At 34.3% G+C, this 15,206-nt stretch carries 17 protein-coding genes and 1 riboswitch; of the genes, 5 read left to right on the top strand and 12 right to left on the bottom strand.

Going from position 1 to position 15,206, the window contains the following annotated elements; genetic code table 11:
* Positions 1-59 precede the first annotated feature (59 nt).
* The 4 genes from BUE10_RS05610 (at position 60) to BUE10_RS05595 (ending at position 2,927) form a co-directional block, all read left to right on the top strand.
* Positions 60-935: a flavin reductase family protein gene (locus tag BUE10_RS05610; protein ID WP_073483149.1), complete on the top strand. Its 876-nt coding sequence runs from the start codon at positions 60-62 to the stop codon at positions 933-935.
* A 31-nt stretch (positions 936-966) separates the two neighbouring features.
* Positions 967-1,338 carry a DUF3127 domain-containing protein gene (locus BUE10_RS05605; protein ID WP_012023670.1) on the top strand — a complete coding sequence of 124 codons (372 nt, stop codon included), beginning with the start codon at positions 967-969 and terminating at the stop codon, positions 1,336-1,338.
* A gap of 153 nt (positions 1,339-1,491) precedes the next feature.
* Positions 1,492-2,130, top strand: a complete 639-nt coding sequence (aat, locus tag BUE10_RS05600) for a leucyl/phenylalanyl-tRNA--protein transferase (RefSeq protein ID WP_073483147.1) — start codon at positions 1,492-1,494, stop codon at positions 2,128-2,130.
* Between the two features lie 2 nt (positions 2,131-2,132).
* Positions 2,133-2,927 (top strand): MOSC domain-containing protein, encoded by a 795-nt coding sequence (locus BUE10_RS05595; protein WP_073483146.1) that lies wholly within the window; start codon positions 2,133-2,135, stop codon positions 2,925-2,927.
* On the opposite strand, the gene BUE10_RS05590 is transcribed toward BUE10_RS05595, so the two are convergent.
* The 11 genes from BUE10_RS05590 to BUE10_RS05540 form a co-directional block, all read right to left on the bottom strand.
* Complete coding sequence (locus BUE10_RS05590) at positions 2,924-3,634, bottom strand: HesA/MoeB/ThiF family protein (protein WP_073483144.1); 711 nt, start codon at positions 3,632-3,634, stop codon at positions 2,924-2,926. The genes BUE10_RS05595 and BUE10_RS05590 overlap by 4 nt on opposite strands.
* A gap of 65 nt (positions 3,635-3,699) precedes the next feature.
* A complete protein-coding gene (gene thiH / locus BUE10_RS05585; protein WP_073483142.1) occupies positions 3,700-4,812 on the bottom strand; it encodes a 2-iminoacetate synthase ThiH in 1,113 nt (370 codons plus the stop codon).
* 82 nt (positions 4,813-4,894) lie between these two features.
* Positions 4,895-5,272 carry a GxxExxY protein gene (locus BUE10_RS05580; RefSeq protein ID WP_073483141.1) on the bottom strand — a complete coding sequence of 126 codons (378 nt, stop codon included), beginning with the start codon at positions 5,270-5,272 and terminating at the stop codon, positions 4,895-4,897.
* 149 nt (positions 5,273-5,421) lie between these two features.
* Positions 5,422-6,198 carry a thiazole synthase gene (locus tag BUE10_RS05575; RefSeq protein WP_073483139.1) on the bottom strand — a complete coding sequence of 259 codons (777 nt, stop codon included), beginning with the start codon at positions 6,196-6,198 and terminating at the stop codon, positions 5,422-5,424.
* Positions 6,179-6,817: a thiamine phosphate synthase gene (locus BUE10_RS05570; protein WP_073483137.1), complete on the bottom strand. Its 639-nt coding sequence runs from the start codon at positions 6,815-6,817 to the stop codon at positions 6,179-6,181. Before BUE10_RS05570 ends, BUE10_RS05575 begins: the two co-directional genes overlap by 20 nt.
* A complete protein-coding gene (locus tag BUE10_RS05565) occupies positions 6,810-7,562 on the bottom strand; it encodes a hydroxymethylpyrimidine/phosphomethylpyrimidine kinase (RefSeq protein WP_073483136.1) in 753 nt (250 codons plus the stop codon). Before BUE10_RS05565 ends, BUE10_RS05570 begins: the two co-directional genes overlap by 8 nt.
* Positions 7,520-8,143 (bottom strand): thiamine phosphate synthase, encoded by a 624-nt coding sequence (locus tag BUE10_RS05560; RefSeq protein WP_073483134.1) that lies wholly within the window; start codon positions 8,141-8,143, stop codon positions 7,520-7,522. Before BUE10_RS05560 ends, BUE10_RS05565 begins: the two co-directional genes overlap by 43 nt.
* Positions 8,144-8,181: 38 nt before the next feature.
* On the bottom strand, positions 8,182-10,005 hold the full coding sequence (thiC, locus tag BUE10_RS05555; RefSeq protein WP_073484162.1) for a phosphomethylpyrimidine synthase ThiC: 1,824 nt from the start codon (positions 10,003-10,005) through the stop codon (positions 8,182-8,184).
* 140 nt (positions 10,006-10,145) lie between these two features.
* Positions 10,146-10,352: a sulfur carrier protein ThiS gene (gene thiS, locus BUE10_RS05550; protein WP_053472622.1), complete on the bottom strand. Its 207-nt coding sequence runs from the start codon at positions 10,350-10,352 to the stop codon at positions 10,146-10,148.
* A gap of 86 nt (positions 10,353-10,438) precedes the next feature.
* A riboswitch (TPP riboswitch) is annotated at positions 10,439-10,535 on the bottom strand.
* A gap of 136 nt (positions 10,536-10,671) precedes the next feature.
* On the bottom strand, positions 10,672-11,232 hold the full coding sequence (locus tag BUE10_RS05545) for a DNA-3-methyladenine glycosylase I (RefSeq protein WP_073483132.1): 561 nt from the start codon (positions 11,230-11,232) through the stop codon (positions 10,672-10,674).
* A gap of 15 nt (positions 11,233-11,247) precedes the next feature.
* Entirely contained in the window at positions 11,248-11,913 is a 666-nt protein-coding gene (locus tag BUE10_RS05540) for a queuosine precursor transporter (RefSeq protein ID WP_073483131.1), read from the bottom strand.
* Positions 11,914-12,076: 163 nt separating this feature from the next.
* On the opposite strand from BUE10_RS05540, the gene BUE10_RS05535 reads away from it, so the two are divergent.
* Positions 12,077-14,140: a M3 family metallopeptidase gene (locus BUE10_RS05535; RefSeq protein WP_073483129.1), complete on the top strand. Its 2,064-nt coding sequence runs from the start codon at positions 12,077-12,079 to the stop codon at positions 14,138-14,140.
* Between the two features lie 65 nt (positions 14,141-14,205).
* Here BUE10_RS05535 and tsf read toward each other — a convergent pair whose 3' ends face one another.
* Positions 14,206-15,168 (bottom strand): translation elongation factor Ts, encoded by a 963-nt coding sequence (gene tsf, locus BUE10_RS05530; protein WP_053472626.1) that lies wholly within the window; start codon positions 15,166-15,168, stop codon positions 14,206-14,208.
* Positions 15,169-15,206: the final 38 nt, after the last annotated feature.

Below are 15,206 nucleotides of genomic sequence, written 5' to 3'. Positions count from 1 at the left end.
ATTGAACGATTTCTCTACTTTTGTACGACCGAAATGAGGTTCGGTTAAACTAGAAAATTATGATTAGCATCAATCCAAAAGAAATTACAACGCCGCAGCTGCACGCTTATCTGCAAAGTTCGGTGGGGCCAAGACCAATTGCTTTTGCAAGTACAATAAGCGAAAAAGGAATTCCAAATTTGTCGCCATTTAGTTTCTTTAATGTTTTTAGTGCTAATCCGCCAATTCTGGTTTTTTCGCCATCAAGACGTGTACGCGATAATACAGTAAAACATACTTTAATTAATGCCGAAGCAACAAGAGAAGTTGTTATAAATGTTGTAAATTACGATTTGGTACAGCAGACTTCGTTAGCAAGTACAGAATATGGAGAAGGCATAAACGAATTTATTAAAGCAGGTTTAACGCAGATTCCATCAGATTTGGTAAAACCGTATCGCGTAAAAGAATCTCCAGTTCAGTTTGAATGCAAGATAACGCAGATTATTCCGTTAGGAACAGAAGGAGGGGCAGGAAATCTGATTTTATGTGAAGTAGTAAAAATGCATATTCACGAATCAATTTTAGATGAAAATGGAGCAATCGATCAGCATAAAATAGATTTGGTTTCAAGACTTGGGGGAAATTGGTATTCAAGATCGAATGAAGGGCTTTTTGAAGTGCCAAAACCACTGACAACTTTAGGTGTTGGTGTTGACGTAATACCTAATTTTATCAAGGAAAGTCCTGTGTTTAATGGGAATGACCTCGGAAAATTAGGAAATATTGAAGCCTTGCCTACAAGCGAAGAAGTTAGTATATTTGTGAAGGAAAATTTTTCTGTGAAAGGAGTTTTAAGCTCAGATGATCAGGAAAAAGTACACTTAGAAGCCAAAAAATATCTGAATAATGATGATATAGAATCGGCTTGGAAAGTGCTTTTAGCTAAAAAATAAGAATAGAAACAATAATTAATTATAGACGAAGATGGAAGTTATAGGAAAAGTAAAAGTGGTTAATCCTGAACAGCAAGTTAGTGCTTCATTCAAAAAAAGAGAATTAGTAGTTACTACAGATGAGCAGTATCCACAACACATTTTAATCGAATTTACACAAGATAAATGCGATTTATTGAGCAGCTATAAACAAGGAGAGGCAGTAAAAGTTTCTATCAATTTAAGAGGAAGAGAATGGGTTAATCCACAAGGAGAAACTAGATATTTCAATAGTATTCAAGGTTGGAGAATCGAAAGAATGGCGCCAGAAGGTCCTGCACAAACACCGTCAGTTCCTGCTGCAGAAGCTTTTGCTCCAGCTACAAATTTAAACGAAGACGAACCAGACGATTTACCGTTCTAAGAAAGTTTAAATTTCAAAACATAAATTCCAAATTCCAATTCATTCGCGTGAATTTGGGATTTGGAATTTTATTTTTGCGTTCGTTTTGTCATTTCGACCGAAGGGAGAAATGACAAGAATTGGAATTTGGAATTTTAAAAATTGATTATTAAAATGTATTATTTATTCGAAGATTTATTTTTCCCTCCAGTTTCAGATGCCGATGAAGAAGGCATTCTGGCAATTGGCGGTGATTTAAACCCAGAGAGATTAAAACTAGCTTATAAAAACGGTATTTTTCCTTGGTTTAATGAAGGAGAACCTATTCTTTGGTGGGCGCCAGATCCTCGAATGGTATTGTTTTTAGAGGAATTAATCGTTTCAAAAAGCATGCGAAATATCCTGAATCGAAATCAATTTAAAGTTACTTTCAATAAAAGTTTTAAAGATGTAATTTTGAATTGCCAGCAAATAAAACGCGACGGTCAGGACGGAACCTGGATTTCTGATGAAATGCTCGAAGCATATTGTGAGCTCCATAAAGAGGGAATTGCAAAATCTGTTGAGGTTTGGCAGGATGAGGTTTTAGTTGGCGGTTTGTACGGAATAGATTTAGGACATGTTTTTTGTGGCGAAAGTATGTTTTCTAAAGTATCAAATGCTTCAAAAGTGGGGTTTATATATTTAGTAAATCATTTAAAAAAAGAGAATTACAAATTATTAGACTGTCAGGTTTACAATCCGCATTTAGATAGTTTAGGCTGTCGCGAAATTGATCGTGACGAATTTATGTCCATTTTAAAAAGTAAATAAAAATGAGTGCAGTTCATGTTGTAAAAGAAATTTATATTTATCCGATAAAAAGCTTAGCAGGAATTAGTCTTCAATCTGCTCAGGCCGAAGAAATGGGATTTGAAAATGACCGTAGATGGATGTTAATTGATGGTGAAAATCAAATGCTAACACAAAGAGAACATCGCATAATGAGTCAGTTTTATCCACAAATATCAGATGGAAAAATCAGTATTACTTTTCAGGATCAAAAACACGAATTTTCTATAAACGAACATTTAGAGAACGCTATAAAAGTGAATGTTTGGGATGATAAAAGTGAAGTTGTTGAGGTAAATCATGCCACTTCAAAATGGTTTAGCCAGCACTTGGGTTTTGAATGTAAATTGGTCAAAATCATAAAAATTGGAAGCCGCAAACATGAAAGTTCCAGATTAAAAGAAACTTTCAATGTAAGTCTGGCCGACGGCTATCCTTATTTATTAATTGGATCAAAAAGCCTGGATTTTTTGAATGATAAACTCAATGAAAAAATTACCATAAAAAGGTTTCGCCCAAATATTGTAATCAGCAGTCAAAGCGAACATGAAGAAGACGATTTTAATACTTTTAAGATTGGAGAAGTTCAATTTAAAAACGTAAAACCTTGCGGTAGATGCATTATGGTTAATAATGATCCAGAAAATGGTAAATTAAAAAAAGAGCCTTTAAAAACTTTAAGTAAATACAGAAATGTAAATAACTCTGTTTTATTTGGGACTAATATCGTGAGTTTAAATTCTGGAAATATTAAAGTTGGCGATGCGCTTATTTTCTAGAAATTCAGCTTTGTAAAATTCCAGTTTAGCGTATTAAAAAGAACTAATTCATTTTTTAAAGCAGGTAATTCTAAAATTAATTTAAGTGTTTCGTGCGCCATCATATTCCCAATAATTCCGGGTAAAGTTCCCAAAACACCATTTAAATCACAATTTGGAACATCTTTTGGATCGGGCATTTCTGGAAATAAATCCCGCAGGTTTTTACTTCCGTTATGATTGAAAACAGCAATTTGCCCTTCAAATTTTAAGATACTTCCGTAAACTAAAGGTTTGTTTAAATCAACACAAGTGTCGTTTACCAAATAACGTGTTGTGAAATTATCTGAGCCATCCACAATAATATCATATTGCTGTATAATTTTTGAGGCATTTTGAGAAGTTAATTTTTCCTGAATTGCTTCAACTTCAATTAACGGATTCAGCTTTGAAACAACATTTTTAGCCACAATTGCTTTAAACTGACCAATTTCATTTTCGGTATATAAAATCTGTCTGTGCAGATTATGAATTTCAATCGTATCAAAATCCATGATTCCGATAAAACCAACTCCGGCAGTTGCAATGTATTGTAAAATCGGGCAGCCCAAACCGCCTGCGCCAATTACTAAAACCCGTGCTTTTTTTAATTTTTCCTGACCTTCATCACCAATTTCAGGAAGAATAGTTTGTCTGTTGTAACGGAGGAATTCTTTGATAATACTCACTTTGCAATTTTAGATTGTTGATTTTAGATTTTAGATTGGAATTTGGGATTTAAAATATTGGAATTTTAAATAAAGCTTTTGCTCCAATCCTTCCAAACCGGTTCATATCCTGCATCTTTTATAATTTTTGAAATTTCTTCTGCCGAACGTTCATCGCTGATTTCGAATTGTTCCAAAGACTGCGGATCAACCACATAACCACCCGGATTTGTTTTTGAACCTGCACTCATACTGGTAACTCCAATTGGAATTATATTGTTTCTGAATTTTTCGTTTTCTCTGGTTGAAATCGAAATTTCGAGATCTTCATTCCACAAACGATAAGCACAGATTAATTGTGTCAAATCTTTATCATCCATAATAAAATTGGGTTCGATAATTCCTTCGGCGGGACGGAGGCGTGGAAAGGAAACCGAATATTTTGTCTGCCAGTATTTTTTTTGAAGATAATCTAAATGCAACGCATTAAAGAAACTATCAGTTCGCCAGTCTTCTAAGCCTAATAAAACGCCTAGGCCGATTTTATGAATTCCTGCTATACCAATTCGATCTGGAGTTTCAAGCCTATAATCAAAATTTGATTTCTTGCCCTTTGTATGATACTTTTTATAAACTTCCTGATGATACGTTTCCTGATAAACTAAAACCGAATATACTCCGGCTTCGTGTAAACGTTCATAATCTTCCGTAGAAAGCGGCTGAACTTCAACAGAAATAATCGAAAACTCTTCGCGAATTAAAGCAATTGCATTGAGAAAATAATTGATATTGACGGTATAATTTGCTTCGCCCGTAACCAATAAAACATGATCAAAACCTGTATTTTTTAAGGCTTCAACTTCGAGTTTTATTTCAGCATCAGAGAGTGTTTTTCGTTTGATTTTATTGTCTAAACTAAAACCGCAGTACGTACAGATATTTTGGCATTCGTTGCTTAAATAAAGCGGTGCATACATTTGGATCGTTTTCCCGAAACGTTTTTTGGTGATTTCATGGCATTTTTGTGCCATTTCTTCCAGATAATTTTGAGCAATGGGAGAGATCAAAACCAAAAAATCATCGAGATTGAGTTTGGTTTTAGCCAAAGTTCGCGCGACATCTTTTGATGTGGTTTGGTATATTCTGGATTGGATTTTATCCCAATTATATTGCTCAAAAATTGATTTAAATGTACTCATTGGATTGTTTTATTTCACGCAGATTTTGCAGATTTAGGCAGATTAAATTTGATTTTTATTTATTGATATTCTTTATTCTTTTTTATATTTTATTGGCAACTCTTTTTATATCATTTAAGATATTAAGGGTGTTAAAATTTACAAGTAAGCCTAATTTTATATTAGTTAGTCGGAGATAGGTTGCAATTTGCTTATAATGTATTGGTGCTAATTCTTCGACAGATTTTAATTCAATTATTACTTTATCTTCGACTAACAAATCGAGTCTAAAAGCGGCGTCTAATATTATTTCTTCATAATTAATAATTATTTCGACTTGGTTTTTAACATTTAGCTCTAATTTTTCTAGCTCATAAAACAAGGCACTTTCATAAACAGACTCAAATAATCCAGGACCTAAATTATTATATACTTTAAAAATTGCTCCTCGCACTAAATACGATATTTCATTTTCAGTCATCTTAATTCTTTAATTTTTAATTCAATTCAAAATTAAAGAATTTTCTTTCTTTTTTAAATAAATCGTTTACACGAAAACTTTACAGATAAACAATAAATTAATCTATATTAAATCTGCCTAAATCTGCAAAATCTGCGTGAAACAAAACTTTATTCATAAAGAAATGAAGTCAAAGGACTTGAAGCCACAGCATAATTTTGCTGATTAGCAATTCTAGCTTCAAAAGCTTTTCGACCTGCTATTACAGCTTCTTTGAAAGCTTCGGCCATTAATTTTGGATTTCCGGTAACGGCAATTGCAGTATTAATCAAAACAGCATCGGCGCCAATTTCCATTGCTTTCGCAGCGTCAGATGGAGCGCCGATTCCGGCATCTACAATAACCGGAACGTTGCTTTGTTCAATTATAATTTCTAGAAAATCAATAGTTTTTAAACCTTTATTGCTTCCAATTGGTGATCCCAAAGGCATCACGGCAGTTGTTCCCGCACTTTCTAAGTGTTTGCATAAAACAGGATCAGCGTGAATATAAGGAAGAACAAAAAAACCAAGTTTGGCTAATTCTTCCGTAGCCTTTAAAGTTTCAATAGGATCTGGCATTAAATACTTTGGATCTGGATGAATTTCCAGTTTTACCCAATTCGTTTCTAATGCTTCACGAGCTAATTGAGCAGCAAAAACAGCCTCTTTTGCATTTCTTGCTCCGGAAGTATTTGGTAATAAATTGATATTTGGATGTTGTAAATGCGAAAGAATCGCATCGGTTTCAGTTTCTAAATCGATGCGTTTTAAAGCAACGGTAACCAATTCACTTTCTGAAGCTAAAATAGCTTCTTCCATTTCTTTATTTGAACCAAATTTCCCTGTTCCTAAAAACAAACGGGATTTGAAGCTTTTGTCTCCAATATTAAACAATGACGTTTGCATATAATTTTTCCTTTAATTGTTTAATTAGTATTTTTTTCTCTGCACTTTCTGTAATGATTCCAGAAACGGCAATTCCGTGAATTCCGGTTTCCATTAACGGACTCACATCTTTTAATGTAATACCTCCAATAGCATAAACAGGAATTTCGATTTTATCTTTTTTCATTTTTTGAAGAATTTCGAAATATCCCGATAATCCTAAAATTGGACTTAGTTTTTCTTTTGTAACCGTAAATCGAAAAGGGCCTAAACCAATATAATCACAACCATTTTTGACATGATTTTGGATGTCTTCAAAAGTATTAGCTGTTCCTCCAATAATTTTGGTTGCTCCTAAAATGGCTCTCGCTTCATCGATTTTCATATCGGTTAATCCTAAATGAACCCCATCAGCAGCAATCTGCTCAGCAATCTGCAGATCATCATTTATAATAAAATTAGCCAGATACTCTTCGCATAAAGGTTTTACCTTCTCTGCTAAAGCAAATGTTTCTTTGCTAGTTTGATTTTTAAAACGCATTTGGACCCATTTACAGCCAGCATCCAGAGCCTGATGAATATTGTACAATTGGTCTTTGCTGGTTTCGCCTTGTGAAATGTATTGCAATTTGTTATACATAGTGATATCCAATTAATGTTGAACTTGAACTCAGGTAGTTTTCGATATATATTTTGGCATTTTTGGAGGCTTCTGTTATATTTTGATTTAAGGCTAAATTGGAAGCAATTGCAGAAGAAAGTACACAGCCTGAACCGTGTTTTTCAAAGCATTTTTTATTGGTTGGAAGCAAATCCAAAACTTCATTTTTAAGAAATAAAAGATCAGTTCCTATAGCTGATTTGTTATGTCCGCCTTTTAATAAAATATTTGTTGAAATCTCATTTTTCGGACGAAGATTCTTTGAAATAAACCCCGGAAATAAAATCTCAATTTCATTGTAATTAGGTGTAATCAAATCAATTTTAGACAAGATTTTATGTAAATCAGAATAATCTTTAATGGTCAAAAATTCAAATTTTGTTGTCGATCTAAGAACAGGATCCCAAACAATTTTAGTTGAAGGAGACAGCATTTTTATCGTCGAAACAATTCGGCTTAAATCATATAAAGAAGAAACAATCCCAATTTTAACGGCACTAATTTTATAATTTAAAAAAAGCGTTTCGATTGAACGAATAACAAAACTCAAATCTGTCCACTGAATCTCATAAAATGTATTTTCGGTCTGAATCGTATTTGCTGTAGCAATGGCAAAACCAGTTACTTTATGCTGTTCGAAAGTTTTGGCATCTGCCAAAAGACCAGCGCCGCCAGACGGATCTAAACCTGCGATTGTAAGTACGAAAGGACGATTTGCTGACATAATTTAAATTGTTTTATTGGGTTTTCATTATTCCAAATAGTTCCTAAAAGCGCGATATTATCAAATCCATTTTCCATTGTTTTTTGAATGTTTTGAGAATTGATTCCGCCTAAAGCAATCACTTTTGTTTTATAATTTGTTCTAGATTTTAATGCTTCAAAAAGATCTGTTTTTGGATCATAATTTTCCTTTGAAATACTTTTAAAAACAGGACTTAGAAAGGCGTAATCAAAATCATTTTCCAGAGAATTAAAATCTTCTATCGAATGTGTTGATGTTGAAATTGATTCGTATTTATACCTACAAGGTTTTTGAAACCTTGCAGGAAGATTGTTAGACTCTTTTCTTTCTTTTTCAGAAAAATGAATTCTGTTAATCCCAAAATCTTTTGCCAATAAATGTTGACTGTGCAAAATAATTCGATCTCTAAATTCTAGTTTTATTTGATGAATAAACTGCGCCATTTCCAACTCAGAAAAATCAGGTTTCCGAATATGAAACAAAGACAATCCTTCTTCAAATAAAGAATGAATTATCTTGATTTCATCTGTAACAGCAAAAGGATTAGAGATCACAACCATATCTTTTCTCTTTATTCTTTCTTCTATTTTCTAAAACTCTAAATGTAAATCTCTTTCCCTTGCACAATAAACTCCTCTGATTTCTCCTGCATTCCTTTTTCTGCAGCAGCGACATCTCTAATTTCCTGAGATATTTTCATAGAACAGAATTTTGGTCCGCACATGGAGCAAAAATGCGCCACTTTTGCACCATCTGCAGGAAGTGTTTCATCGTGGAATTCTCTTGCTGTATCTGGATCTAAAGCCAAATTAAACTGATCTTCCCAACGGAATTCAAAACGAGCTTTACTTAAAGCATTATCTCGATATTGCGCTCCCGGATGACCTTTTGCTAAATCTGCAGCATGTGCCGAAATTTTATAAGTAATCACACCATCTTTTACATCTTTTTTGTTTGGTAAACCAAGATGTTCTTTTGGTGTTACATAACACAACATCGCACAGCCGTACCAGCCAATCATAGCTGCCCCAATTGCTGATGTGATGTGATCGTAACCCGGTGCAATATCGGTCGTTAAAGGGCCTAAAGTGTAAAATGGAGCTTCATGGCAATGTTCTAATTGTTTGTCCATGTTTTCTTTAATCATATGCATCGGAACGTGTCCCGGGCCTTCAATGAAAACCTGAACATCATGTTTCCATGCAATTTTGGTTAATTCTCCTAAAGTTTCTAATTCAGCAAATTGTGCAGCATCGTTAGCATCGGCAATTGAACCCGGACGTAAACCATCTCCCAAAGAAAAAGCAACATCATATTGTTTCATGATTTCGCAGATTTCTTCAAAATGGGTGTACAGGAAATTTTCTTTATGATGAAATAAACACCATTTTGCCATAATTGATCCGCCGCGAGAAACGATTCCAGTTACACGATTTGCAGTTAAATGAATGTATCGAAGTAAAACACCAGCGTGAATTGTGAAATACGAAACACCTTGTTCTGCTTGCTCGATTAAAGTATCGCGGAAAATTTCCCAAGTTAAATCTTCGGCAACTCCTTTTACTTTTTCTAAGGCCTGATAGATAGGAACAGTTCCAATTGGAACAGGTGAATTACGAATAATCCATTCTCTGGTTTCGTGAATATTTTTTCCTGTTGACAAGTCCATAATGGTGTCAGCACCCCAGCGACAGGCCCAAACGGCTTTTTCAACTTCTTCTTCAATACTTGAAGTCACGGCACTGTTCCCGATATTAGCGTTGATTTTTACTAAGAAATTACGACCTACAATCATAGGTTCGCTTTCTGGGTGATTGATATTGTTTGGGATTATGGCTCTTCCGCAGGCAACTTCTGCACGAACGAATTCTGGAGTGATTTTGCTTTTTGGTGTATTGGCTCCAAAGCTATGACCGCTGTGCTGGCATTGCATTGCTTTGGTTTGTTCGTTTAAAAGTTCGATTCTTTGATTTTCGCGAATCGCTATATATTCCATTTCCGGAGTAATTATTCCTTGTTTGGCATAATACAATTGCGTTACGTTTGCACCTTTTTTAGCTCTTTTTGGCTGATGTAAATATTCAAAACGAAGATGATTCAGACTTTCATCTTTCAATCGGCTTTGACCGTAATCTGACGTGATTTCGTTTAGAATTTCAACATCATTTCGATCCAGAATCCAACTTTCGCGTAAGCGTGGCAATCCTTTTCTAATATCAATTTCAATATTTGGATCTGTGTATGGTCCAGAGGTATCATAAACCGTTACGGGAGGATTTTTTTCGATTCCACCGTTTGAAAGTTTGGTGTCGCTAAGATGAATCTCACGCATCGCTACTTTTATGGGATGAATTTCACCATCTATATATACTTTTTTAGAATTCGGAAATGGGGTTCTGGATATTTGTTCTTCTGTTGTCATCGTGTTTTTTGTTTCAGGTTTGAAGTTTAAAGTTTCAAGTTGATATGGATTGTTTTTTAACGCATTTTTTTCCGTAGAGACGCACAGCAGTGCGTCTACGTCCAATATATAATTGGAATTTGGAATTTTTAATTGGGATTTCACCCGCCTTGCGTGGCAGAAATAATCAAAATTTCGTCAGTTTCTTGTACGAGGAATTCGTTCCATTTGGTTTTTGGAACAACGGTATTGTTAATAGCAACGGCGATTCCGTTTTGTTTATGCGGAATTTCGAGATCGAGCAATGATTGAACGCTTAGCGATTCAGCATTGAAATGTTTGGTTTGTTGATTGATTTTTAGTTCCATTCCTTCTGAGTTTAGAGTTTTTTGAAGATGCACTACAGTACATCTCTACTCTAGGAATGGCTACAAGAACGCATAAAAATGCGTGCAGAAGTCATCTTACTTTTCCCTACGCTAGTATGAACTAGATCAGGTTCAGAGGGTAAAATCTCAGCCTACAAGTTGTAGACACCCCTAAAGTGTGAAGCAAATATATGTAATTTTTGTTTGGCAGTTAAAAAAAGTTTCAAGTTTCAGGTTTCAAGTTGCATTCGGGTAGAATTTTTTGTTTCTATTACGATAAGCACCGTAACCTGAAACTTGAAACCTGAAACAAAAACTTTTACTTTGTTCTCGTCCAGCAGTCTTCAATATGATCATTGACCATTCCGGTTGCCTGCATGTGAGCATAAATAACGGTAGAACCTACGAATTTGAATCCGCGTTTTTTTAAATCTTTGCTGATCGCATCTGAAAGCGGAGTAGTGGCCGGAACGTCTTTTAACGTTTTGGGGTTATTGTTGATAGGTTTTCCATCGGTGAATTTCCAAATATAATCTGAAAAGCTTCCAAATTCTTCCTGAACTTTCATAAAAGCCTGAGCGTTTGAAACGGCAGCTTTTATTTTTAATCCGTTTCGAATAATGCCTGTGTTTTGCATTAATTCTTCAATTTTATCTTCAGAATAATGGGCAATTTTTTTATAATCAAAATGATCGAAAGCATTTCTGAAATTCTCTCTTTTATTTAAAATGGTAATCCAGCTTAAGCCAGCCTGAAAAGTTTCTAAAATTAAAAACTCAAATAAAGATGCATCATCATAAACGGGAACTCCCCATTCTTCGTCATGATATTTTTTATATAAATCACTGGCTGAGCACCAGCCGCATCTTATTGGTTCCATTTTTTTATAAATTAATTATGATTCTTTATGGGTAGAATCTTTGTCTAAATATTTTTTTATCAAATGATGACCGGCATAAATGGCAGGCGTTAATAAAATAGCAATCGATAATTTAAACGTGTATCCAATTAATCCAGAAGAAATAAAAGTGTCAAAATCGATTTTTCCTGGAAGCCAAAAAGCGATTCCAAGAACAATGAAAGAATCAAACAATTGTGAAATAACCGTAGAACCAGTTGCTCTTAACCATATTTTCTTTTCTCCGGTTCTGTTTTTGAAGAACCAAAAAATCCATACATCGATTAACTGAGATACCATAAAAGCAATTATACTTCCGAAAATAATCCACATACTCTGTCCAAAAACGGCCTGAAATTGTTGATCGTTAACCGGACTGATTCCTTTTGCAGCGGGAATTACAATCGCCATAAATAAAAGTAAAAAAGCATATGCGATTAGGCAAGCGGTTATAAAAGAGAGTTTTTTGACTCCTTTTTCGCCAAAATATTCATTAATTAAATCGGTAGTTAAAAAAACAATAGGCCAGGGCAAAATTCCTATACTCATTACAAAAGGGCCAATCTGAATTAATTTTCCTCCAATAAGTTCTGCCACAACGGCATTGGTTATAAATATTCCTGCTAGAATTACAAAAACAATTTCTTTTCGGGTTTTAAACATGTTATTTTGGTTATGATGTTTCAAATTTAAACTATTTCTTCAAATGTTCGAAATGGATTAAGGAGTTCGTTTGAAGTTTGCTTTTGATTGGTTAATTTTGAGATTCTGTGATATTTTCTTTTTTGAAAATAGCCTAGACAGAAAATTATTAATACGCTTTATTATGAAAACACAAATAGATTTAAATAATCCGTTACTTCAGGAATGGTCTGGTGCTTATGGCGGAGTTCCGGATTTTACAAAATATAAAATCTCTGATTTTAAACCAGCAATTGAGTTTGCGATTCAGGAAAAATTAAATGAAATTGATGCAATTGCAAACAACGCTGAAGAACCTACTTTTGATAATACGATTGTTGCTTTAGAACTTTCTGGCGAAAAATTAGATAGAATTCATGCTGTTTACGGAATTTACAGATCAAATTTAAGCAGTCCTGAATTTAATGTAGTTGACACAGAAATGTCTCCAAAACTGGCAGAGATTAGCGATAAACTATATCAAAACGATAAATTGTTCCTGAGAATTGAAAAACTGTATAAAGCTGCGGAAAGCAAAAAGTTAAATGCGGAACAACAGCGTTTGCTTTGGCTTTATTATAGTGATTTTGTTCGAGAAGGAGCGGAGTTAAATGAAGAAGATAAAAAGGAAGTAGCCAAAATTAATCAGGAACTTGCCGGACTTTTTACTTTTTTCAGCCAAAAATTACTGGCAGAGGAAAACGATCAGTTTTTGGAATTAAAATCTGAAAATGATTTGGATGGTTTACCTGAGGAATTTAAAAACGCAGCAATTGCCGAAGCGAAAGAAAGAAACCTGAATAGTTTGGCTAGTATTGGTAACACAAGATCTTCGATAGAACCATTCCTGACTTTCTCAAATCAAAGAGATTTAAGAGAAAAAGCATTTGATATTTTTGTAAAACGCGGCGATAACAGAAATCAAAACGATACTAATGAAACACTGGTTTCAATTTTACAATTGCGTGCGAAGAAAGCTAAAATATTAGGTTTTAAGAATTTTGCTGAATGGAGTTTGTCTAATAAAATGGCTAAAGATCCACAGAAAACTTTGGATTTAATGGAATCTGTATGGAAGCCAGCTGTTGAAAAAGTGAAAAATGATGTTGCTGCAATGCAGGAAATGGTAAATAACGAAGGCGGGAATTTTAAAATTCAGCCTTGGGATTATCGTTATTATGCAGAAAAAGTCCGCAAGGCAAAATATGATTTAGACCAAAATGAGATAAAACAATATCTACAGTTAGAAAATTTACGTGAAGCCATGTTTTGGGTTGCGGGTGAATTATTTAATTTAGGATTTAAACAATTATTTGATGTTCCGGTTTATCATCCTGATGTTCGTGTTTGGGAAGTAAATAATAAGAATACAGGTAAATTAATCGGACTGTGGTATTTTGATCCTTATGCACGTGTTGGCAAGCGTTCTGGAGCGTGGATGAATTCGCATAGAGATCAGCAAAAAATAAAACAAAGCGTACTGCCTATCGTATCGAATAACTGCAATTTTATAAAAGGAAATAGCGATGATCCGGTATTGATTTCGTGGGATGATGCCACAACTTTATTCCATGAATTTGGGCATGCTTTGCACGGATTGTGTTCAAATGTTACTTATCCGAGTTTATCGGGAACTTCGGTTGCGAGAGATTATGTTGAGTTTCCTTCGCAATTGCTGGAACATTGGCTGGCAACGCCGGAGGTGTTGAACAGGTTTGCACTTCATTATAAAACAAATCTGCCATTGTCTGAATCTTTGGTAGAAAGAATAGAAAAAGCGGCAAATTTTAATGAAGGTTTTGCAACTGTCGAAACCATTTCGAGTTCTTTTGTAGATATGAAACTGCATTTAACAACTGAAACCGTTGATCCATATCAATTTGAGAAAGATGTTTTGGCAGAAATTAATATGCCGTCAGAGATTGTGATGCGACATAGAATTCCGCAATTTGCTCATATTTTTTCAAGTGACGGATACGCAGCCGGATATTATAGTTATTTATGGGCTGATGTAATAAATGCAGATGCTTATGAAGCTTTTCTGGAAGGAGACGGGCCTTATGATAAAAAAGTGGCAGAACGCCTTTATGAGATTGTTTTAAGTGTTGGAAATAGTGTAGATAATGAAAGTATGTATGAGGATTTTAGAGGTCATGCCCCAAAATCTGATGCTTTGATGCGTGCGAGAAATTTTCCAGTTGAGAGTTAAAAACTGAAAATAAAAAAGCCCGAATAAATTAATATTCGGGCTTTTTATATTGAAATAATAATATATTAACCTAAAGTAACTCTTTTGAAACCTGTGATTTCAACGTTGTATCCTTTAACGTAATCACCAACTTTTTTACTATCGTCTTTGATAAAGTTTTGATCTAACAAAGCTTTTTCTTGATCTAAAGTAGTATTGTCAGAGATAAAACGCTGTACTTTTCCTGGAATAATTTTGTCCCAAATTTGCTCTGGTTTACCTTCAGCTTTTAATTCAGCTTTAGCATCTTCTTCAGCTTGTTTTAAAACTTCTGGAGTTAATTGAGAGTAAGAAATATATTTAGGAACATTTTTTAAAGTTTTTCCTAAACGTTTTGCTTCTTCATTATCTTTTTCGATTACAGCAATACGAGCAGCAAGTTCAGATTCAACGAAAGCAGGATCAAAATCTTTGTAAGATAATGTATCAGCTCCCATAGAAGCAACTTGCATAGAAACATCTTTAGTTAAAACGTCAGCATTAGGAATTGCAGCAGAAATTGCAGTTAATGCAGCAATTTTGTTAACGTGAACATAAGATCCAACAAAAGCACCTTCTAAAATTTCAAAACCACCGATTTCGATTTTTTCTCCGATAACTCCAGTTTGCTCGATTAATTTTTCAGCAACAGTAATTCCGTTGAAATCTGAAGCTAAGAAATCTTCTTTAGAAGAGAAGTTAATAGCTCTTTCTACTAAATCTTTAGCCAAAGTTACGAAAGCCTCATTTTTACCTACGAAATCTGTTTCGCAGTTTAAAGTGATGATCGCTCCTTTAGTGTTGTCAGCATTAACAAAAGAAACAGCAGCTCCTTCAGAAGACTCACGGTCAGAACGGTTAGCAGCAACTTTTTGCCCTTTTTCTCTAAGGACTTGTATAGCTTTATCGAAATCTCCATCAGCTTCAACTAAAGCTTTTTTACAGTCCATCATTCCGGCACCTGTAGATTGTCTTAATTTATTTACGTCTGCAGCAGTAATTGTTGCCATAATATTTTGAATTTTAATGTTAAAAGTAAAAATTCCAT

It is taken from the genome of Flavobacterium sp. CF108 (assembly GCF_900129795.1).
In the GTDB taxonomy this organism is placed as follows: domain Bacteria; phylum Bacteroidota; class Bacteroidia; order Flavobacteriales; family Flavobacteriaceae; genus Flavobacterium.
This window is presented reverse-complemented; position numbering and strand designations above follow the sequence as displayed.